Consider the following 18,651-nt stretch of genomic DNA (forward strand, 5'->3'; position numbering starts at 1 on the left):
GCGCATGGTCAGGCCGCCGCGTCGGTCGACAGCGGGGCATCCGCGGATGCGAGCTCCTTGGCGACGAGGGTGAGCACGTCGTACTCGGCCACCACCTCATCGCGCTCGTTGCGGATCACGGCATCCCACCGCACCTCGCCGTACTCGTCGGTCTCGCGCGGCGTGATCTGCTTCGCCGTCAGCGCCACCCGGATGCGGTCGCCCGGCGACACCGGGGTGATGAAGCGCAGGTTCTCGAGGCCGGAGTTGGCGAGCACGGGGCCGGGAGCCGGATCGACGAAGAGCCCTGCCGCCCATGACACCAGCAGGTAGCCGTGTGCCACCCGACCGGGGAAGAGCGGGTTGGCGGCCGCTGCGGCCTCGTCCATGTGGGCGTAGAACGTGTCGCCGGTGAAGTGCGCGAAGGTCTCGATGTCGTCGAGGGTGACCTCGCGCTCGGCGGAGTCGACGCGGTCGCCGATCCGCAGCTCCGCGAGCGACTTGCGGAACGGGTGCGTGCCCGTTGCATCCGCAGCTGCTCCCGCGTGCCACACCCCGGTGATCGCGGTCAGCATGCGCGGGGAGCCCTGCACAGCGGTGCGCTGCATGTAGTGCAGCACGGCCCGGATTCCGCCCAGCTCCTCGCCGCCGCCCGCGCGGCCGGGGCCGCCGTGCACCAGGTGCGGCACCGGGGCGCCATGGCCGGTCGAGCTGCGGGCGTCGTCGCGGTCGAGGAACAGCACGCGGCCGTTGAACGCGCCGATGCGGGTGATCAGCTCGGCGGCGGTCTGGGGATCGTGCGTCGCGACACTGGTCACGAGCGACCCGCCGCCGCGTCCGACCAGCTCGGCCGCTTCGGCGAGCGAGGAGTACGTGAGCACGCTCGTGACCGGTCCGAACGCCTCCACCTCATGCGCCGCATCGGGGGCGACGCCGTCGAAGCCGATCACGAGAGGAGAGAGGAAGGCGCCGTCGTCTGCGGTGCCCACGGTGCCGTCGGCCCGCGTGACCTCGGGGCGCTCCGTCGAACCGATCAGCAGGGTGCCGCCGGCATCCTGCAGCACGCCGACCTGGTGCAGCACCTCATCGCGCTGAGCGACCGAGACCAGCGGCCCGAGCGTGACGCCTTCGGCGCGAGGGTCGCCGATCACGACGCGCGAGGCGATGCTCGCCCGCAGCGCGGAGACCAGGTCGTCGCGGGACCCCGCCGGCACGATCGCGCGACGGATCGCCGTGCACTTCTGGCCGGCCTTGGTCGTGAGCTCGACCATCAGCTGACGCACGTAGGCGTCGAACTCGGGGGTGCCGGCGACGGCATCAGGCGCGAGCACCGAGGCGTTGATCGAGTCGGTCTCGCTCGTGAACCGCACAGCAGGGTCGACCTGGCCGCGCAGCCGCGCGGCCGTGGTCGCGCTGCCGGTGAAGCCGACCGTGTCGCCGAGGCCGAGCCGGCCCAGCAGATCGTGCACACCGCCGCTGATCAGCTGCAGAGAACCGGCGGGCAGCAGTCCGGAGTCGACCAGGATGCGCACCCAGGCCTCGGCCACGTACGCCGTGGGCGTCGCGGGCTTCACGATCGACGGCACACCGGCGAGGAAGGCCGGAGCGAACTTCTCCAGCGCCCCCCACATCGGGAAGTTGAACGCGTTGATCTGCACCGCGGCGCCGGGCAGACGCGTGTAGATGTGGCGGCCGAGGAACGAGCCGTCCTTCGACAGCGGCTCGATCGCGCCGTCGAGGTACACCTGGGAGTTCGGCATCTCCCGCCGGCCCTTCGAGGAGTAGGTGAACAGCACCCCGATGCCGCCGTCGATGTCGTTGAGCGAGTCGCGTCTGGTCGATCCGGAGCGCGCCGACAGCTCGTACAGCTCTTCCTTGTGCGACGTGAGCTCGATCGCGAACTGCTTGAGCAGCACGGCGCGCTGGTGGAACGTCAGCGCGCCGAGGCTCTGCTGTCCGACCGTGCGCGCGTGCTGCAGCACCGCCTCGACATCGAGACCACGGGTGCTGACGGCGGCTACAGCCTCGCCGGTCGACGCATCGCGGACGACCGCGGCATCCGGGTCTGTCTCGGGCGCCCACCAGGCATCGCCGACATAGCTGGGCAGGATCGCAGCAGTCATCTCTCGTCACTCCAGTCGTAGAAACCTCGGCCGCTCTTGCGGCCCAGCTGTCCGTCGTCCACCATGCGGCGCAGCAGTGCGGGCGGAGCGAAGCGCTCGCCGAAGGCGCGCTCCAACTCCTCCGCGATGCCGAGCCGTACGTCGAGCCCGACGATGTCGGTGGTGCGCAGCGGGCCGGTCGGATGCCGGTACCCGAGCTCCATGGCCGCGTCGATGTCTGCGGCCGAGGCGACGCCTTCCTCGAGCATCCGGATCGCCTCCAGCGCGAGCATCACGCCGAGGCGGCTGGAGGCGAAGCCGGGGGAGTCGCGCACGACGACCGCGGTCTTGCCGAGCTCGGCCACCCAGCCGCGCAGCGTGTCGACGAGGGAGGACAGGGTCTGCGCGCCGATCACGACCTCGATCAGCGTCGATGAGGGCACCGGGTTGAAGAAATGCATGCCGAGGAAGCGCTCGGGGAAGGCGAGGCCGCCGGCGAGATCGGTGATCGAGATCGAGGAGGTGTTCGTGGCGAGCACGGCGTCGCCCGCGACGACCGCCTCGATGCGTGACAACGCCTCCGCCTTGAGTTCGCGATCCTCCGGCACGGCCTCGACCACCAGGCCCGCCTGGGCGAAGTCGCCCACCGAGGTCCCGACCGTGAGCGCGGAGGCGAGTTCGTCGAGCGAGAGGGCTTCAGCGCCGCGGGCGACTGAACGTTCGAGGCTCGCCTCGATGCGCTGGCGCGCGGCATCCGCCGAATCCTCATCGCGCTCCACGACGTGCACCCGCGCGCCGGCGAGCAGGAACGCGTGAGCGATCCCGGCGCCCATACGACCCCCGCCCAGCACTCCGACGTTCTGCGGAAGGCTCATCGGTTCTTCTTCCTCTCCAGGAACGCGGTCATCCTCTCGTGCTTCTCTGCGCTGTCGAACAGCTCAGCCTGCACGTCGCCCACGATCCCGAGATGTTCGTCGGGCGGCGTGAGCAGCATGTGTTTGGTGAGCTCCGTGGCGCGGGCTCCATTCGCCGCGATGCGGTCGGCCAGGGCGTGCGCGGCGGGGAGCAGATCGTCGGCGCCGTGTACGGAGGAGATCAGTCCCCAGCGCTGCGCCTCTGCGGCGTCGATCACCCGACCGGTCAGCAGCAGCTCGCTCGCGCGGGCATGGCCGACGATCTCAGGCAGACGCCAGGTCGCACCGGCCGCCGCGATGATGCCCAGCCCCGTCTCCGGATTGCCGAAGCGCACGCGGTCGGAGCCGATGCGGATGTCGGCGGCGTATGCCAGTTCGGCGCCCCCACCCAGGGCGTATCCGTCGACCGCGGCGATCACCGGCATCGGAAGGCGTCGGACGCGATCGAACACGGTCGCGTTGATGCTCTTGCGGGCATCGGCGGCGGTACGGTCGCGCAGCTGCGCGATATCGGCGCCCGAGGCGAACACGCCCCCGGCTCCGGTGAGGATCAGGATGCGCGGGGACTGTTCGAGCATCTCGCACAGCGCGTGCAGCTCGTCCACCATCGCCTGGTCGATCGCGTTGCGCACCTCGGGGCGGTCGAGCGTCGCGATCACGCGGTCGTACTGTTCCTCGACGCGCACGGCCTGTTTCTCGATTCCCCGGGCGTCAGGCATCGAGCCGCTCCACGATCATCGCCGTACCCTGGCCGACGCCGACGCACATGGTCGCGAGGCCGTAGCGCGCGTTCTCGCGGGCGAGGCGTCCGAGCAGCGTCACGATCAGGCGCGAGCCGCTCGAGCCGAGCGGGTGGCCGAGCGCGATCGCCCCGCCGTCGGCGTTCACGATGGCGGGATCCAGGCCGAGGCGGCGGATGCTGGCCAGCGACTGCGACGCGAATGCCTCGTTCAGCTCGACCGCGCCGATGTCGCCGATCGTCAGCCCGCTCTTGGCGAGGGCCTTCTCGGATGCAGGTACAGGGCCCAGCCCCATGATCTCGGGGGCGAGGGCGGCGGTCGCGGCCGAGACGATCCGGGCGAGGGGGCGAAGCCCGTGGCGCTCGACGGCCTCCGCGCTGGCGACGACGACCGCCGATGCGCCGTCGTTGAGGGAACTGGAGTTCCCCGCGGTCACCACCTGGCCGCCGGCGACCACGGGACGCAGGCCCGCGAGCGCGTCGAGAGAGGTCTCGCGCCGCGGTCCCTCGTCGGTGTCGACCCGGCCACGAGCCGTCTCCACCGCCACGATCTCCTCCGCGAAACGTCCGGCATCGATCGCGGAGAGTGCTCGGCGGTGGCTCTCCAGCGCGAAGGCGTCGGCATCCTCGCGGGTGATCCCGTCGAGACGGGCGACCTCCTCCGCGGTCTCCGGCATCGAGAAGGTGGCCTTGTCGCGGGCGGTCAGTCGCGGGTTCGCGAAGCGCCACCCGATCGAGGTGTCGAACGTGGCCCCGGGCTTGGCCCAGGCGCGCTCCGGTTTCGCCTGCACCCAGGGCGCCCTGGTCATCGACTCGACGCCGCCGGCGACGAGCAGATCTGCGTCGCCCGCGCGCACCGCGGTGGCGGCCAGCGCGATCGCCGACATCCCGGAGGCACAGAGGCGGTTGACGGTGAGGCCGGGCACGGAGTCGGGGAGACCGGCGAGCAGCAAGGCCATGCGGGCGACGTTGCGGTTGTCCTCGCCGGCCTGGTTGGCGGCACCGAGGATCACCTCGTCCACCGCGTCACCGGGGATTCCCGCTCTGGCGACGGCGTCGGCCACGACGAGCGCGGCGAGATCATCGGGCCGGACACCGGCCAGTGCGCCGCCGTAGCGCCCCACCGGGGTGCGTGTGCCGGCGACGAGGTAAGCCTCGGACATCGTCATCCTCTCGTCCGCCCACATCGGCGGGTCTTTGCAGACCGATCGTTCAGGAATGATCGCAGATCGCGCCGCGCTTGGCAACCCGGCCCGGTACGCGCCCGATGCCAGACTGGGGGCATGGCTGCATACGACGACCCGCCCACGCCCGCACGACGCGGGCGGCCGGGGTACGACCGCGATCAGGTGCTCACGGTCGCCGTCACGGTGTTCAACGAGCAGGGGTACGACGCCACATCGATCGCGGATCTCGCCGCGAAGCTCGGGCTGACCAAGTCCGCGCTCTATCACCACTTCGAGTCCAAGTCGGCGATCCTCGCCCTTGCGCTGGATGACGCGCTCGACGCGCTGGAGGCCGTGGTCGACGAGGCCGAGGCTGCGCACAGCGAGGCATCGGAACGGGTGCGGTCGATCGTGCGAGGCGCGGTGCGTGTGCTGACGGCGAAGCTCCCCTCGGTCACGCTGCTGCTGCGAGTGCGCGGCAACAGTGACGTCGAGCTGGCCGCGTTGGCCCGCCGTCGTGTGTTCGACCAGCGGGTGACCGCGATCGTGCGCGAGGCGCAGCGCGAGGGGCTCATCCGCGACGACATCTCGGCCGCTGTCGCCACCAGGCTCCTGTTCGGAATGATCAACTCGGTCGTCGAGTGGTACCGCCCCGGTGGTGCGGTGGACCCGGCGGAGCTCGGCGAAGACATCCTGCGCGTCACACTCGACGGGCTGCAGTCGCGGTGACGCTGCGCGAGACGTGACCCGGTCGTTCTGACCCCCACAAGTGGGGCGTATGCTGTCCGTCACGCGATGAGGCGAGGAGGACGCATGCACGACACGACGGGTTCAGCCCTGGCCGATCGCGTCGTCATCGACACCAGCGCCGTCGCGTCGACCGAGCGGTTCGAGATGTGGACGGATGCCGTCAACCGCAGTTTCGTGCCGCTGCGCGCCTGGTCGGCCGACCCCGAGACGAGGGCCCTGTTCGACGGCCGCCTGATCGCCCAGACCCTCGGGCCGATGTCGGTCAGCAGCGTCGCCGGATCGGCCGTGCGCGTGAGCAGGACCCGCTCGGAGATCGCCCGCGACGACCCCGGACACATCAAGCTCGGCGTGCAGCTGCGCGGGCACAGCACGATCATCCAGGACGGGCGGGATGCGGTGCTCGCGCCAGGGGACTTCGCGCTGTACGACACCACGCGCCCGTACTCGCTCGATTTCGACTCGTCCTTCCGCATGCTCGTCGTGATGTTCCCGATCGAGGCGTTGCGCATCGATCGCGGCAGGCTCCGGGGTCTGACGGCCTCCCGATTCTCCGGGCAGAGCGGCTCTGGCGCGATCGCGTCGGCGCTGCTCCGCGCATTCGACGGCGCGCTCGCTGACGGCACCCTGCAGAACCGGCTGCCGCTTTCAGACGCCGTGTTCGACATGGTCGCCGCCGCGTTGGGCGAGCGACTCGACAGTGAGGGCGGTGTCGGCGAGGAGGCGCGGCGGCGTTCCCTGCTCGCCCGGGTCGAGCTCTACATCGCGGATCACCTCGGAGATGCCGAGCTCAGCGTCTCGGGGGTCGCTGCCGCGCACCATGTCTCGGTGCGCTACCTGCAGAAGCTGTTCGAGGAGAACAGCGACACCGTCAGCGGCTGGATCCGCGCGCGTCGTCTGGACGCCGCACGTCGTGACCTCGGCAACGTCACCCAGAACGAGCAGCAGATCTCCGCGATCGGTGCGCGCTGGGGCTTCACAGACGCCGCGTCCTTCGCCCGTGCGTTCCGCCAGCAGTTCGGCGTCTCGCCGAGCGAGTTCCGCGCCCATTCCGCCCCGGAGCACTGACCGCCGGCATCCGTGCACGTGCGGCACACCGCCGTGCGCGCTGGAGCGGCCCCGTGCGCCTTACTCCGCGGGATGCTGGCCTCGTCAGCGGGCGAATCCGACGCCTGCCGTTCGAGGAGGAACGAGATGACTGAGCTCACAGAGGTCGCCGACTACGTGGTCGTCGGCGCAGGTTCGGCCGGCAGCGCGATCGCGCGCCGGCTGGTGGATGCGGGCCGCACGGTCCACGTGATCGAGGCGGGCGCGCCGGATGTCGACCCGAACATCCACTCGCCGCAGGGATGGCCCGCGCTGCTGATGTCCGGCGACGACTGGGCGGTGATGACCACCCCGCAGCAGCATCTGGGAGGGCGGGTGCTGTACTGGCCCCGCGGCAAGACGCTGGGCGGATCGAGCTCGCTCAACGGCATGATCTACATGCGGGGCGACCGCACCGACTACGACGGCTGGGTCGAGGCCGGCGCCGAGGGCTGGTCGTGGGACGAGGTGCAGCCGTACTTCCGCAAGTCAGAGGATCATGCCGACGGCGCCGATGAGCACCACGGCGCTGGTGGACCGCTGCACGTCGAGCGCATCCCCGAGGATCACCGCAACCCGGTCGCCGCAGCGTTCGTGGAGGCCGCGATCGCGAGCGGCATCCCCGCCACCGACGACTTCAATCGTGACACCCTCGACGGTGCCGGGTTCAACCACACCACCACCAAGGACGGCAAGCGCGCCTCCGCCTGGCAGGCGTTCGTGGCCCCGATCCTCGGGAACCCCGCGCTCGCCGTCACCACCGGCGCCCTCGTGCATCGCGTGCTCGTCGAGGACGGCGTCGCCGTCGGGGTGGAGTACTCGCTGGACGGCGTCGTGCATGTGGCCAGGGCGAACGCCGAGATCGTGCTGAGCGCGGGTGCGATCGGCTCCCCGGCCGTGCTGCTGCGCTCGGGCATCGGACCGCGGGCGCATCTCGACGAGCTCGGTATCGCTGTCGTCGCCGACCTGCCAGGGGTGGGGGAGAACCTGCACGACCATCTGCTGGTGAGCGTGATGTACGAGTCGATCGACCCGGTGCCGGCCGGCCGCTGGAACCTGCTGGAGAGCCAGCTCTACGCGCGCTCCTCGCAGGTCGAGGGGTCGGCGCCCGACCTGCAGCCGCTCTTCATCCACGTGCCGTACCCCACGGACGGCGGTGCCGCTCCGGCGCAGGGTTACACGATCGCCGCGGGGATCGTGCGTCCGTACTCGCGCGGCACGATCCGTCTCGCCTCGCCGGACGCCGCTGTGCCGCCGTTGACCGATCCGAACGTGTTCGCCGATGAGCGCGACCTCGAGGCCATGGTCGATGCGATCGAGCTGGTGCGCGGGGTGGGCGCGCAGGAGGCGTTCGCGCCGTTCCGCAAGGCGGAGTTCGCGCCGGGTTCCGCGGTGACGACGCGTGATGAGCTGCGCGACTTCGCGCGGCGCACGGTCGGCACCTATCACCACCAGGTCGGCACATGCCGGATGGGTGTCGACGAGCAGGCGGTGGTCGATCCGCAGCTGCGCGTGCGCGAGGTGCGCGGACTCCGTGTCGCCGATGCGTCGGTGATGCCGTTCGTGCCGAGCGCCAACACGAACGCGCCGTCGATCATGATCGGCGAGCGAGCGGCGGATTTCCTGCTCGCCGCGGTCTGATCCAGCGCGGTCCGCTCCGGGCCTGCTGACCGGCCCGCGCCCGTCGGGGACGATTCAGTCCTCGGCGGGCGCCACGCGTGGCGGCCACGATGTCGCCCCGAGTTCGCGGGAGATGTTGCGCGCCGTCTCGCGCAGCGCGTTGAGCACAGCATCCGACGCGGGGGCGTGCGACGTCGGCATCACCACGGCGACCGCGGCGACGATGTCGTTCGAGGCATCCGCGACGGGAGCGGCGACCGAGGACTCGCCCAGCACGGCCTCGTCCATCTCGCTCGCGCTGCCGCGTTCGGCGATCGCCGGCAGTTCCAGGATGAGTCGTGCGACGTCGGTGATGGTGTCGCCGGTGAGGCTGCGCAGCGGCTGTTCGAACACGCTCCGCTGGAAGTCCTGGTCGTAGGCGAGCAGCACCTTGCCCATCGCCGAGGCGTGTGCGGGGATCGCGACGCCGGTCTCCAGCATCTGCTGGCTGTCGTCGGGGCGCAGGTCGTGATGGATCACGAGCACCTCGTGGAAGTGCGGTGCGCCGAGTCGTACCGGCAGGCTGGTGCGTCGCGCGAGCTCCTGCGTCCAGCGCATCGCCCTCGCGCGCACGTCGAGCGTGTCTAGGTAGACGTTGCTGAGCCGCAGCAGCGTGGGGCCGAGCATGTACCGCTGCCCACCGCGCTCCTTGGCGACGAGCCCGTGCGCGCGGAGCGACTTGACGATGCCGTGCACGGTCGACGGCGGAAGGCTCAGCGCGGCCGCGAGATCGGTGATGCCGAGGTGGCGGGCGCCCTGCAGCAGTTCGAGCACCTTCGCGGCGCGGTCGATGGCCTGGATCACTCGGCCGTCCTCTCTTCCGGTTCCTCGTCGAGCCGGCGTCTGCGTCGGGCTTCCGGATTGATCTTGACAAGCCGACTGGCTCCGAGCATATTCGACATTAACGAATTGCTTTCCGATTTTCGCGAAAGAGATCAAAGGAGATCGCACGATGAAGAAGCTCATCAACGCCCCGGAAGACGTGCTGGTCGAATCGCTGAAAGGCACAGCGCTCGCCCATCCCGAACTCTCGGTGGATCTCGAGACCCACGTGATCACCCGCGCCGTGCCCAAGGCGCAGGGCAAGGTCGCCGTGGTCTCCGGCGGAGGATCAGGCCACGAGCCGCTGCACGGCGGATTCGTCGGCCCCGGCATGCTGGACGCCGCCGTCGCCGGTGAAGTGTTCACCTCGCCGACCCCCGACCGTGTGCAGGCCGCCACCAAGGCTGTCGACCGCGGGGCCGGCGTGCTGCACATCGTCAAGAACTACACCGGAGACGTGCTCAACTTCGAGATGGCCGCCGAGCTCGCCCAGATGGAGGGCATCGAGGTGGGCACTGTCGTGGTCGATGACGACGTCGCCGTGCAGGACTCGCTCTACACGGCCGGTCGTCGCGGTGTCGGTCTCACCGTGCTGCTCGAGAAGCTCGTCGGTGCGGCCGCCGAAGAAGGACAGGATCTCGCCTCCGTCGTCGCCCTCGCGCAGCGGATCAACGGCCAGGGGCGGTCGATGGGTATGGCGCTCACCAGCTGCACAGTGCCGGCGGCGGGCAAGCCCACGTTCGACCTGCCGGATGACCAGATGGAGATCGGCATCGGCATCCACGGCGAGCCGGGGCGTCACCGCGAGCCACTTGCACCGGCATCCGAGATCGCCCGCCAGCTCGTCGAGCCGATCCTGGGCGACCTGGACTTCACGGGACCCGCGATCGTGATGGTCAACGGCATGGGCGCGACCCCGCAGATCGAGCTGTACCTCATGTACGGCGAGGTCGCAGCTCTTCTCGAGCAGGCCGGTGTGCAGATCGTGCGCAACCTGGTCGGCAACTACATCACCTCGCTCGACATGGCCGGATGCTCGGTGACGGTGCTGAAGGCGGATGACGAACTCCTGCGTCTGTGGGACGCGCCCGTGAACACCCCCGGACTTCGCTGGGGCGCCTGAGCAGACCTCGTTGAGCAGCTCCGGTCGCGGGAAGGCACCGGTTCGGCTTCATGAGCATCATCTTCCGCGCCCCGGAACCGACAGAAGGATAGAACCTGCATGACTGACACCATCGGAACCACCACCCTGCTCGACTGGATCACTCGCTTCCGTGACGCGGTGGTCGAGAAGCGGGACTGGCTCACCGAGCTCGACTCCGCGATCGGCGACGCGGACCACGGCTCGAACATGGCGCGCGGCATGACCGCCGTCGTCGAGAAGCTGGATGCGGGTGCGCCCGCCACCGCGGACGAACTGCTCAAAGGCGTCGGCATGACGCTAGTCAGCTCGGTCGGCGGCGCGAGCGGTCCGCTCTACGGCACGCTCTTCCTGCGGATGGGGATGACGGCGGGCGCGGTGAGTGAACTGGATGCGGCGGGCCTCGCCGGCGCGCTGCGGGCGGGGCTCGAGGGCATCGTCGCGCGCGGCAAGGCGGAAGCCGGGGACAAGACGATGTTCGACGCGATGTCTCCCGCGGTCGATGCCTTCGACGCTGCGATCGCCGGGGGAGCGGATCTCGCATCCGCTTCTCGCAGCGCTGCCGACGCCGCGGCGGCAGGGCGCGATGCGACCCTCCCGCTGGTCGCCCGCAAGGGCCGCGCCAGCTACTTGGGTGAGCGGAGCGCCGGCCACCTCGACCCGGGGGCGGCATCGACCGCGATCCTGTTCGACACGCTCGCCGCCGCGATCGCCGGCAGTTCCTGATGATCGGCATCGTCGCCGTCTCCCACAGCGCACGGCTCGGGGAGGCGGCTCTCGAGCTTGCCCTCCAGATGGTGCAGGGCGCAGGGGTGCGCGTGCAGGTGGCTGCCGGGGCGGGGACGGATGCCGATGGCACGCCGATCCTCGGAACGGATGCCGTCGCGGTCGCTGCCGCGATCGATGAGCTGGCCGGAGACTGCGACGGGGTGCTGGTGCTGATGGACCTCGGCTCCGCGGTGCTCAGCGCAGAGCTCGCACTGGAGCTGCGCATGAGCGACGTGCCCGTGCGCCTGGCGCCGGCGCCGTTCGTCGAGGGACTGCTCGCCGCCGTGGTGTCGGCCGCAGCGGGAGGTTCCCTCGATGCGGTCGCCGCCGAGGCCTCAGCGGCACTCGGGGCGAAGACGGGGCAGCTCGGGGAAGAGGCCCCGGTGCCCACCTCCGCGGATACGCGGCCCGCCTCGGGCGAGGCGCAGACGCTCCGCGTGCGGGTGCGCAATCCGCTCGGCATCCATGCACGGCCCGCGGCACTGATCGCCGAGGCGTCCGCCGGTGCGGATGTGCGGCTGCGTCGTCTGCCCGACGGTCCTGAGGCTTCGGCGGCGAGCCTGTCGCGCCTGCTCGTGCTGGGCGCGCGGCAGGGTGACGAACTCGAGCTCTCGGCGCACGGCCCCGCAGCGGCGGCTGCCCTCGAGCGACTCGCGACCCTGTTCGACGACGGATTCGGTGAGGGGACGGCGGTCGCGTCTGCTCCTGCCGGGGCGGTGTCGGTCTCGGAGCCAGTGGTGGCGCCGGTGCCGCACGAGCCGATCGCTTCCGGAACGGTGCTCCGAGGGCGCGGAGTGAGCCCTGGCAGCGTCGCCGCGCCGGTGCGGCATCTCGCTCCCGCGCTTCCGGAACCCGATGCCGCCGTGACCATCCCGGCGGATGAGCGCGAGACCGAGGCCTCGGCGATCGAATGGGCCGCCGTGGCCGTCGCCGATCAGCTGCGATCTCGCACTGCGCAGGCGACTGGCGAGACGAGGGCGATCCTCGACGCGTCCCGCCTGCTGGCCTCGGACCCCGAGCTGGTGTCGGAGGCGACCGCGCTCGTGCGCGGCAAGGGCCGGAGCGCTGCCAGAGCCGTCTGGGAGACGGCCGGTGCGCACGAGAAGAGCATCGCTGCACTCGGCGGACGGATGGCGGAGCGCGTCGCCGACATCCGCGACGTCCGCGACCGGATCATCGCCGAGATCCTCGAGGTCGACATGCCCGGAGTGCCCGAGAGCGATGAGCCCTTCGTGCTCGTGGCAGCAGATCTCGCTCCCGCCGACACCGCCGCCCTGGAGGGCGGCCAGTGCGTGGCGCTCGTCACCGAACAGGGCGGTCCGACGTCGCACACCGCGATCATCGCCCGATCGCTCGGGTTGCCCGCCATCGTCGGCGTCTCCGGCGCGACAGTGATCCTCGACGCGGCCGTGGTGCTGGTGGACGGCGATCGAGGCACGGTCGAGGTGGACCCGGCGGAGTCGAGTATCGCGGCGGCCATGGCCGCCGCGACCGTCGTGCCTTTCGACGGTGAGGGAGCACTCGCAGACGGACGCCGTGTGGCGCTGCTCGCGAACGTCGGTGGCGCGACGGATGCCGTGAACGCCGCAGCGGCGAACGCCGAGGGCGTCGGCCTGTTCCGCACCGAGTTCTGCTTTCTCGACCGTGTGGATGCCCCGACCGTCGATGAGCAGGTCGCTGCCTACCGCGGCGTGCTCGCCGCGTTCCCCGGCCGTAAGGTCGTCGTCCGCACTCTCGACGCCGGCAGCGACAAGCCCCTCCCGTTCGCGAACGCAGATCATGAGGACAACCCGGCGCTCGGCGTGCGTGGCCTGCGCATCGCGCGACGCACCCCCGCCCTGCTCGACGATCAGCTCCGCGCGCTCGCGCAGGCGGCCGAAGCGGAATCCGCGCTGGTCGAGGTGATGGCCCCCATGGTCGCGACTGTGGATGAGGCGAGAGAGTTCGCCGACCGTGCGCGCGCGGTCGGCCTCACCCGCGTCGGCATCATGATCGAGACGCCCTCCGCCGCTCTGCTGGCCGCCGAGCTGTTCGAGGTCGTCGACTTCGTCAGTCTGGGCACCAACGACCTGGCGCAGTACACGCTCGCGGCGGATCGGCTGCTCAGCGACCTCGGTGATCTGAACGATCCGTGGCAGCCGGCCGTGCTCCGTCTGATCGGCATGGTCGGGGAGGCGGGGCGTGCGGCCGGGAAGCCGGTCGGTGTCTGCGGAGAGGCAGGGGGAGACCCCGCACTGGCGGCGGTGCTCATCGGGCTCGGCGTCACGTCCCTGTCGATGACTCCGCGCTCGCTCGGACGCGTGGCCGCAGCGCTCGCCGCAGTGACCGAAGACGTCTGCCGGACGGCCGCAGAGGCGGTGTTGGAGGCGGCTACAGCGGATGATGCCAGGGCTGCGACGTCCGCCGTTCTCGCCGGCTCAGACCGCCCCTGACGGCATCACACCGACCGCTCGCGGCACTATATACGTCGCGCGGCATGGGATCCGTATCGTTGTGATCGCGACACTCCTGAAAGCATGCGCTTCGCCGTGCGCGACCCCTAAGCTCGGAGCCATACGCGCCCAGGAGCGCGACTCGAGAAGCCGGGGGGCTCCGCATGACACGGTCCACATCCATCCGCACGATCGGGGTCATCGGAGCCGTTCTGGCTGCCGCGGCTCTGGGGCTCGCGGCTTGCGCCCCGGAACCCGTGCCCGCGACCTCGCCGTCTCCTTCCGCGTCCACGAGTCCGGAACCGTACAACGGGCCAGCGGTCTTCGTCGGGGACGAGCTCGACCTGCTGCTGCTCACGCCTGAGGAGATCGCGCGGGTGCTGCCAGGGGCCACCGAGATCAGCGACCCGTCATCGACTCTGGAACAGATCTCGGATGGAGGAGGACCGGAACCGGCACCCGCGATCTGCTTCGCGTTGTTCGCCGAGCAGTCGCTGCGGAGCGTCGGTTCGCGCACGGTGTCGTGGGACGTCCCCGCAGACCCGGAGGTGGGCATCGGGCGACTGCACGTCCTCCAGTTCGCGGACGAGGCCCAAGCACAGGCCCGGATGGACCAGCTCGTGGCCGCGGCGGAGCAATGCGCGAGGTTCGACTACAACGGGCCGGCGATCTTCGACTCCGTCACAGCTGAACCCGGTGACAACGCTCGCGCCTTCGCAGGCACTCTCAGCATCGACGAGATCGAGGGCGGAGGGAGCATGTTCCATGCCTTCGCTGCCGTCGGCAACGTGATCGTGCAGCTGTGGCACCCCACACTTCCAGAGAGCCCGGCCGATGCGCAGGCGACCGCCGACCTTCTCCGCGACCGCGCGGAGGAAGCGCGCGCGGCGCTCTTCGAAGATCTGACGGCGAACCCGCCCACGCCCGAGCAGCCGCCCACGACAGACGCCGCGGCGCCGTGGGGCGAATGGCCCATCACAGCGGACGGCGTGGGACCGATCCTCCTCTCGGACACCGTCGACGTAGCACTCGCCGCTGTCGAAGGCGCTCAGGTCCAGGAGCCGACGTATGACGGCGGCCCGTGGACGCTCACCAACGCCGACGGATCCGCGTCGATGCAGATCGACGTGCAGGAGGAGGACGACACCAAGATCTCCTCGATCACTGTCGGCAACTCGCGCACGCACGACGAGGCCGTCCAGGACGGAACCGTGCTCCCGTCGCGCGGCGATGTGCGGGTCGGAGCTCTCGTCGCCGACGCCGTCGCCGCCTATCCCGGCGGCACTTCGGTGAGCGTCGTGTCGTCCGGCGACGAATGGTATGACGCGTCCACACGGGACGGGCATGTGTTCCGCTTCCGCACCGATCGGGCTGCATCGGATCCTGCTGCTGTCATCGTCGGGATCACGGTCGCGGATGCGACAATGTGGCCGACGCCCGACTTCAGGTGACCCTGCGGCGTCGGCTTCGCCTCAGATCCGCCCGAACACGCGGAGCGGATGCTCGATGAGGTCTGTCACGCGGCGGAGGAACCCCGCCGCGTAACCGCCGTCACAGACCCGGTGGTCGAACACCAGTGAGAGCTGGGCGATGCGTCGGGCGACGATCGCACCGTCGACCACCCACGGGCGTTCGATGATGCGACCGATCCCGAGGATCGCGACGTCGGGATGATTGATGATCGCTGCCGAGCCGTCGACTCCGAGCCCACCGTAGTTGTTGAGCGTGAAGGTCGATCCGCGCAGTCGATCGGGCGGCATCGACCCCGAGCGCGCTGTCGCGGCGAGCTCGCGCAGACTCACGTCGAGCTGCTCGATCGTGAGGGTGTGCGCGCTCGGGATCACCGGCACCATGAGTCCGCGCTCTGTGTCGGCGGCGACCCCGAGATTGACACCGTCGAACGAGATGAGCTCTTCGCCGTCGTCGCTGAGGCGCGAGGCGAGAACCGGGTACTCCTCGAGGGCGAGCAGCACGAAGCGGGCGATCAGTGCCGTGACTGACGGGGCTTTTCCGTCGACCGGCGCCATCTGCGCGCGCAGGGTCCACAGCTCGGTGGCATCCACATCGACCCAGACCGTGGCCTCGGGGATCTCGCTCCGGCTGCGGCTGAGCTTCGCGCTCACTGCCCGCCGCAGTGGCGACATCCGCTCTCGTGCGTGCACGGTGAGCCCATCGAGTGTGTCGCCGGGGGGTGGCAGAGTGCGCGCCGCGGCGTCGCGCTGATGCGCGGCGGCGCCGTCCACGGCATTGTCGACCGCGGCCCGCAGCACGTCGGCGCGAGTGATGGCGCCGTCGGCACCGGTGGCGGCGATCAGGTGCACGTCGAGGCCGAGATCGCGCGCCAGGCGCCGGACGAGAGGAGAGCGCACGGCCACGGGGCGTCGATCCGCTGCGAGAGTTCGATCAGCTGCAGGTTCCGTCGGAGCGGCCGGGACCGGCGCCGACGGGGTCGCGCCGGAGCGGATACCCGCGGCAGCCGGTCGACGACGACGTCCCTTCGACCGGCTCTCCGTGGTGCCGTAGCCGATCAGGACGTTGCCGGACCCGGCGCGCTCCTCTTCGCGATAGGCCTCATGCTCCACCTCGTTCTGCGCCGTGGAGGTCGGTGCGGCATCCGCCACCTCGAGCACAGGCGCACCGACATCGATCGTGTCACCGGCCTCTCCGTGCAGCGCCGTCACGATGCCAGCAAAGGGGGAGGGGAGCTCGACGACGCTCTTGGCGGTCTCGACCTCGGCGATCGGCTGGTCGGTCGCGATGGTGTCGCCGACCGCCACGAGCCATTGCACGAGTCCGGCCTCGGTCAGTCCCTCTCCGAGGTCGGGCAGGCGGAAGACATGGGTGGTGGTGCTCGGCGCGCTCATGCGTCCTCATCCCAGTGCAGAGTGTCGATCGCGTCGAGAACGCGGTCGACATCGGGCAGATACCAGTGCTCGAGCTTCGGGGGCGCATAGGGCACATCGAAACCGGTGACCTTTCGGACCGGCGCGGCGAGGAACTCGAAACAGCGCTCGAAGACGCGCGCCTGGATCTCGGAGGCGACCGAGGCGTACCCCGGGGCTTCGGCGATCACGACGGCCCTTCCCGTGGATCTCACGGCCGCCGTCACGGTCGCGTCGTCGAAGGGCGAGAGCGAGCGCACGTCGACCACCTGCACGCTGCGCCCCTCTGCGGCGGCAGCATCCGCGACTTCCAGTGCCAAGGCGACGGACGCGCCATAGGCGAGCAGCGTGACATCGGTGCCATCGCGGGCGATGCGGGCGGAGCCGAGCGCGGCCGTGACCGTGGTGTCGACCTCGCCCTTGGTCCAGTAGAGCTTCTTCGGCTCCAGGAAGATCACGGGGTCTGGCGAGGCGATCGCCGCTCGGAGCAGCGAGTACGCATCCTGCGGAGTGGACGGGCTGACCACCGTGAGCCCTGGCGTGTGCGCGTAGTACGCCTCGGAGGAGTCGCAGTGGTGCTCGACCCCGCCGATGCCTCCGCCGAACGGGATGCGGATCACCATCGGCATCCGCATCCCGCCCCGCGTGCGGTTGCCGAGCTTGGCGACATGACTGACGACCTGCTCGAAGGCGGGGAGCGCGAACGCATCGAACTGCAGTTCGACCACGGGGCGCATGCCGTTCATTGCCATCCCTACGGCGGTGCCGACGATGCCGGACTCCGCGAGGGGAGTGTCGAAGCAGCGGTCTTCACCGAAGCGCGCGGTGAGTCCGTCGGTGATGCGGAACACCCCGCCGAGTGCGCCGACGTCCTCGCCGAAAACCACCACGTCGGGGTCGTGCTCGATCGCGTCGGCCAGGGCCAGGTTCAGGGCCGCCGCCATGCTGAGGGTGGCCACTTCGCGCTCCGATCGGTCGGTGAGGCGGATGTCGTCGTGTGCGATGGTCATCGGTGGCCTCCGGTCGCTATCGGTGCAGTCTGTGTGGCATCGAGCTGTCCGCGCTCGATCTCTCCGCGCAGCAGGGTCCATTGCTCCTCGAGCTGCGGTGAGCGCGTCTCGGTGACGAAGCGGAACAGGTCCTCAGGGTCGAGGTCGGTGTCGGTGTTCAGCGCTGCGCGCATCGCGGCGGCGATGGTCTCGGCGCCGGCAGCGAACTGCGCGTCAACCTCGTCATCGAGTGCGCCGATGCCGGTGAGGTGGGCGCGCAGACGCACCAGCGGATCCCGCGCCACCCATGCCTGCACCTCTTCGCGCTCGCGGTAGCGGGTGTCGTCGTCGGCGTTGGTGTGCGCCTGCATCCGGTAGGTGTGCGCTTCGACGAGCGAGGGACCTCCGCCGCTGCGGGCACGGTCGACGGCCGCGCCGAGCACGGCCAGCACGGCGGCGACGTCGTTGCCGTCGACCCGCTGGCCTGGCATCCCGTAGCCGATCGCCTTGTGTGCCAGCGACGGCGCCGCCGTCTGCCGGGACAGGGGCACCGAGATCGCGAACTCGTTGTTCTGCACGAAGAAGACGACCGGCACGTGGAACACTGCCGCGAAGTTCATGGCCTCGTGGAAGTCGCCCTCGCTCGTCGCGCCGTCGCCGCAGAGCGCGAGCACGACCGTGTCCTCTCCACGATGCTTCGCGGCCTGGGCGAACCCGACCGCATGCAGCAGCTGGGTCGCGAGGGGGGTGGTCTGCGGAGCGACGCGGTGCGCGCGGACGTCGTAGCCGGAGTGCCAGTCGCCCTTGAGGAGCACCAGCGCATCGGCTGGCTCGACGCCGCGGGCGATCACGGCGACCGAATCGCGGTAGGTCGGGAACAGCCAGTCCGCGTCACCGATCGCCATCGACGCTCCCACCTGGCAGGCCTCCTGGCCGTGCGATGAGGGGTAGACCGCGAGGCGACCCTGGCGCACGAGAGCGCCGGCCTGATCGTTGATGCGGCGGCCCTCGACCAGGCCGCGGTAGGCACGCACCAGGGTGTCGGTGTCGGGTAGTGCGTAGTGCGCATCCGCGACGACGGTGCCGTTCTCGTCGATCAGACGCACCGTGGTGTCTCGCGGGAGCAGGTCAGCGTGCAGCATCCGTTCGCCCTCCTTGCCGAACTCGATGGGGCAAGCTTGCCTCTTTCGCGACAGTCGTCCAAGACAAGGCTCGGAATACTGGA

15 protein-coding genes are annotated in these 18,651 nt (G+C 70.3%); 7 read left to right on the forward strand and 8 right to left on the reverse strand.

Annotation, left to right across the window (positions count from 1 at the left end; translation table 11 throughout):
- Positions 1 to 8 precede the first annotated feature (8 nt).
- The 4 genes from paaZ to MRBLWO12_RS02230 are packed head-to-tail and all read right to left on the reverse strand — an operon-like array spanning position 9 to position 4,897.
- A complete protein-coding gene (gene paaZ / locus MRBLWO12_RS02215) occupies positions 9 to 2,102 on the reverse strand; it encodes a phenylacetic acid degradation bifunctional protein PaaZ (RefSeq protein WP_363552261.1) in 2,094 nt (697 codons plus the stop codon).
- Positions 2,099 to 2,956, reverse strand: a complete 858-nt coding sequence (locus MRBLWO12_RS02220) for a 3-hydroxyacyl-CoA dehydrogenase family protein (RefSeq protein ID WP_363552263.1) — start codon at positions 2,954 to 2,956, stop codon at positions 2,099 to 2,101. Before MRBLWO12_RS02220 ends, paaZ begins: the two co-directional genes overlap by 4 nt.
- Positions 2,953 to 3,714, reverse strand: coding sequence for an enoyl-CoA hydratase/isomerase family protein (locus tag MRBLWO12_RS02225; RefSeq protein ID WP_363552265.1), 762 nt, complete (start codon positions 3,712 to 3,714; stop codon positions 2,953 to 2,955). The genes MRBLWO12_RS02220 and MRBLWO12_RS02225 overlap by 4 nt, the downstream gene beginning before the upstream one ends.
- A complete protein-coding gene (locus tag MRBLWO12_RS02230; RefSeq protein WP_363552267.1) occupies positions 3,707 to 4,897 on the reverse strand; it encodes a thiolase family protein in 1,191 nt (396 codons plus the stop codon). Before MRBLWO12_RS02230 ends, MRBLWO12_RS02225 begins: the two co-directional genes overlap by 8 nt.
- Before the next feature lie 120 nt (positions 4,898 to 5,017).
- On the opposite strand from MRBLWO12_RS02230, the gene MRBLWO12_RS02235 reads away from it, so the two are divergent.
- From MRBLWO12_RS02235 to MRBLWO12_RS02245, 3 genes are all read left to right on the forward strand, one after another.
- Positions 5,018 to 5,629, forward strand: coding sequence for a TetR/AcrR family transcriptional regulator (locus tag MRBLWO12_RS02235; protein WP_363552269.1), 612 nt, complete (start codon positions 5,018 to 5,020; stop codon positions 5,627 to 5,629).
- Positions 5,630 to 5,713: 84 nt separating this feature from the next.
- Positions 5,714 to 6,715: a helix-turn-helix domain-containing protein gene (locus tag MRBLWO12_RS02240; protein WP_363552271.1), complete on the forward strand. Its 1,002-nt coding sequence runs from the start codon at positions 5,714 to 5,716 to the stop codon at positions 6,713 to 6,715.
- A 126-nt stretch (positions 6,716 to 6,841) separates the two neighbouring features.
- Positions 6,842 to 8,374, forward strand: a complete 1,533-nt coding sequence (locus MRBLWO12_RS02245; RefSeq protein WP_363552273.1) for a GMC family oxidoreductase — start codon at positions 6,842 to 6,844, stop codon at positions 8,372 to 8,374.
- Positions 8,375 to 8,428: 54 nt separating this feature from the next.
- On the opposite strand, the gene MRBLWO12_RS02250 is transcribed toward MRBLWO12_RS02245, so the two are convergent.
- Positions 8,429 to 9,196 carry an IclR family transcriptional regulator gene (locus MRBLWO12_RS02250; protein ID WP_363552275.1) on the reverse strand — a complete coding sequence of 256 codons (768 nt, stop codon included), beginning with the start codon at positions 9,194 to 9,196 and terminating at the stop codon, positions 8,429 to 8,431.
- 148 nt (positions 9,197 to 9,344) lie between these two features.
- Between MRBLWO12_RS02250 and dhaK the strand changes: the two genes are divergently transcribed.
- From dhaK to MRBLWO12_RS02270, 4 genes are all read left to right on the forward strand, one after another.
- Positions 9,345 to 10,337: a dihydroxyacetone kinase subunit DhaK gene (gene dhaK / locus MRBLWO12_RS02255; RefSeq protein WP_363552277.1), complete on the forward strand. Its 993-nt coding sequence runs from the start codon at positions 9,345 to 9,347 to the stop codon at positions 10,335 to 10,337.
- A gap of 99 nt (positions 10,338 to 10,436) precedes the next feature.
- On the forward strand, positions 10,437 to 11,081 hold the full coding sequence (gene dhaL, locus MRBLWO12_RS02260; protein ID WP_363552279.1) for a dihydroxyacetone kinase subunit DhaL: 645 nt from the start codon (positions 10,437 to 10,439) through the stop codon (positions 11,079 to 11,081).
- Positions 11,081 to 13,555, forward strand: a complete 2,475-nt coding sequence (gene ptsP / locus MRBLWO12_RS02265) for a phosphoenolpyruvate--protein phosphotransferase (protein WP_363552281.1) — start codon at positions 11,081 to 11,083, stop codon at positions 13,553 to 13,555. The genes dhaL and ptsP overlap by 1 nt, the downstream gene beginning before the upstream one ends.
- Before the next feature lie 164 nt (positions 13,556 to 13,719).
- Entirely contained in the window at positions 13,720 to 15,006 is a 1,287-nt protein-coding gene (locus MRBLWO12_RS02270) for a sensor domain-containing protein (RefSeq protein WP_363552283.1), read from the forward strand.
- A gap of 21 nt (positions 15,007 to 15,027) precedes the next feature.
- On the opposite strand, the gene MRBLWO12_RS02275 is transcribed toward MRBLWO12_RS02270, so the two are convergent.
- From MRBLWO12_RS02275 to pdhA, 3 genes are read right to left on the reverse strand one after another with little or no spacing between them, the layout of a single operon-like run.
- Positions 15,028 to 16,419 carry a dihydrolipoamide acetyltransferase family protein gene (locus MRBLWO12_RS02275; RefSeq protein ID WP_363552285.1) on the reverse strand — a complete coding sequence of 464 codons (1,392 nt, stop codon included), beginning with the start codon at positions 16,417 to 16,419 and terminating at the stop codon, positions 15,028 to 15,030.
- Complete coding sequence (locus tag MRBLWO12_RS02280) at positions 16,416 to 17,447, reverse strand: alpha-ketoacid dehydrogenase subunit beta (RefSeq protein WP_363552287.1); 1,032 nt, start codon at positions 17,445 to 17,447, stop codon at positions 16,416 to 16,418. Before MRBLWO12_RS02280 ends, MRBLWO12_RS02275 begins: the two co-directional genes overlap by 4 nt.
- Positions 17,444 to 18,568, reverse strand: a complete 1,125-nt coding sequence (pdhA, locus tag MRBLWO12_RS02285) for a pyruvate dehydrogenase (acetyl-transferring) E1 component subunit alpha (protein ID WP_363552289.1) — start codon at positions 18,566 to 18,568, stop codon at positions 17,444 to 17,446. The genes MRBLWO12_RS02280 and pdhA overlap by 4 nt, the downstream gene beginning before the upstream one ends.
- Between the last annotated feature and the right edge of the window lie 83 nt (positions 18,569 to 18,651).

The sequence above is a fragment of the Microbacterium sp. LWO12-1.2 genome (assembly GCF_040675875.1).
Classification (GTDB): Bacteria; Actinomycetota; Actinomycetes; order Actinomycetales; family Microbacteriaceae; genus Microbacterium.

What these genes read in the sequence shown, in the direction of transcription:
- paaZ (WP_363552261.1), bottom strand. Translation starts at nt 2,102, where the DNA reads ATGACTGCTGCGATCCTGCCCAGCTATGTCGGCGATGCCTGGTGGGCG.
- MRBLWO12_RS02220 (WP_363552263.1), bottom strand. Translation starts at nt 2,956, where the DNA reads ATGAGCCTTCCGCAGAACGTCGGAGTGCTGGGCGGGGGTCGTATGGGC.
- MRBLWO12_RS02225 (WP_363552265.1), bottom strand. Translation starts at nt 3,714, where the DNA reads ATGCCTGACGCCCGGGGAATCGAGAAACAGGCCGTGCGCGTCGAGGAA.
- MRBLWO12_RS02230 (WP_363552267.1), bottom strand. Translation starts at nt 4,897, where the DNA reads ATGTCCGAGGCTTACCTCGTCGCCGGCACACGCACCCCGGTGGGGCGC.
- MRBLWO12_RS02235 (WP_363552269.1), top strand. Translation starts at nt 5,018, where the DNA reads ATGGCTGCATACGACGACCCGCCCACGCCCGCACGACGCGGGCGGCCG.
- MRBLWO12_RS02240 (WP_363552271.1), top strand. Translation starts at nt 5,714, where the DNA reads ATGCACGACACGACGGGTTCAGCCCTGGCCGATCGCGTCGTCATCGAC.
- MRBLWO12_RS02245 (WP_363552273.1), top strand. Translation starts at nt 6,842, where the DNA reads ATGACTGAGCTCACAGAGGTCGCCGACTACGTGGTCGTCGGCGCAGGT.
- dhaK (WP_363552277.1), top strand. Translation starts at nt 9,345, where the DNA reads ATGAAGAAGCTCATCAACGCCCCGGAAGACGTGCTGGTCGAATCGCTG.
- dhaL (WP_363552279.1), top strand. Translation starts at nt 10,437, where the DNA reads ATGACTGACACCATCGGAACCACCACCCTGCTCGACTGGATCACTCGC.
- ptsP (WP_363552281.1), top strand. Translation starts at nt 11,081, where the DNA reads ATGATCGGCATCGTCGCCGTCTCCCACAGCGCACGGCTCGGGGAGGCG.
- MRBLWO12_RS02270 (WP_363552283.1), top strand. Translation starts at nt 13,720, where the DNA reads ATGACACGGTCCACATCCATCCGCACGATCGGGGTCATCGGAGCCGTT.
- MRBLWO12_RS02275 (WP_363552285.1), bottom strand. Translation starts at nt 16,419, where the DNA reads ATGAGCGCGCCGAGCACCACCACCCATGTCTTCCGCCTGCCCGACCTC.
- MRBLWO12_RS02280 (WP_363552287.1), bottom strand. Translation starts at nt 17,447, where the DNA reads ATGACCATCGCACACGACGACATCCGCCTCACCGACCGATCGGAGCGC.
- pdhA (WP_363552289.1), bottom strand. Translation starts at nt 18,568, where the DNA reads ATGCTGCACGCTGACCTGCTCCCGCGAGACACCACGGTGCGTCTGATC.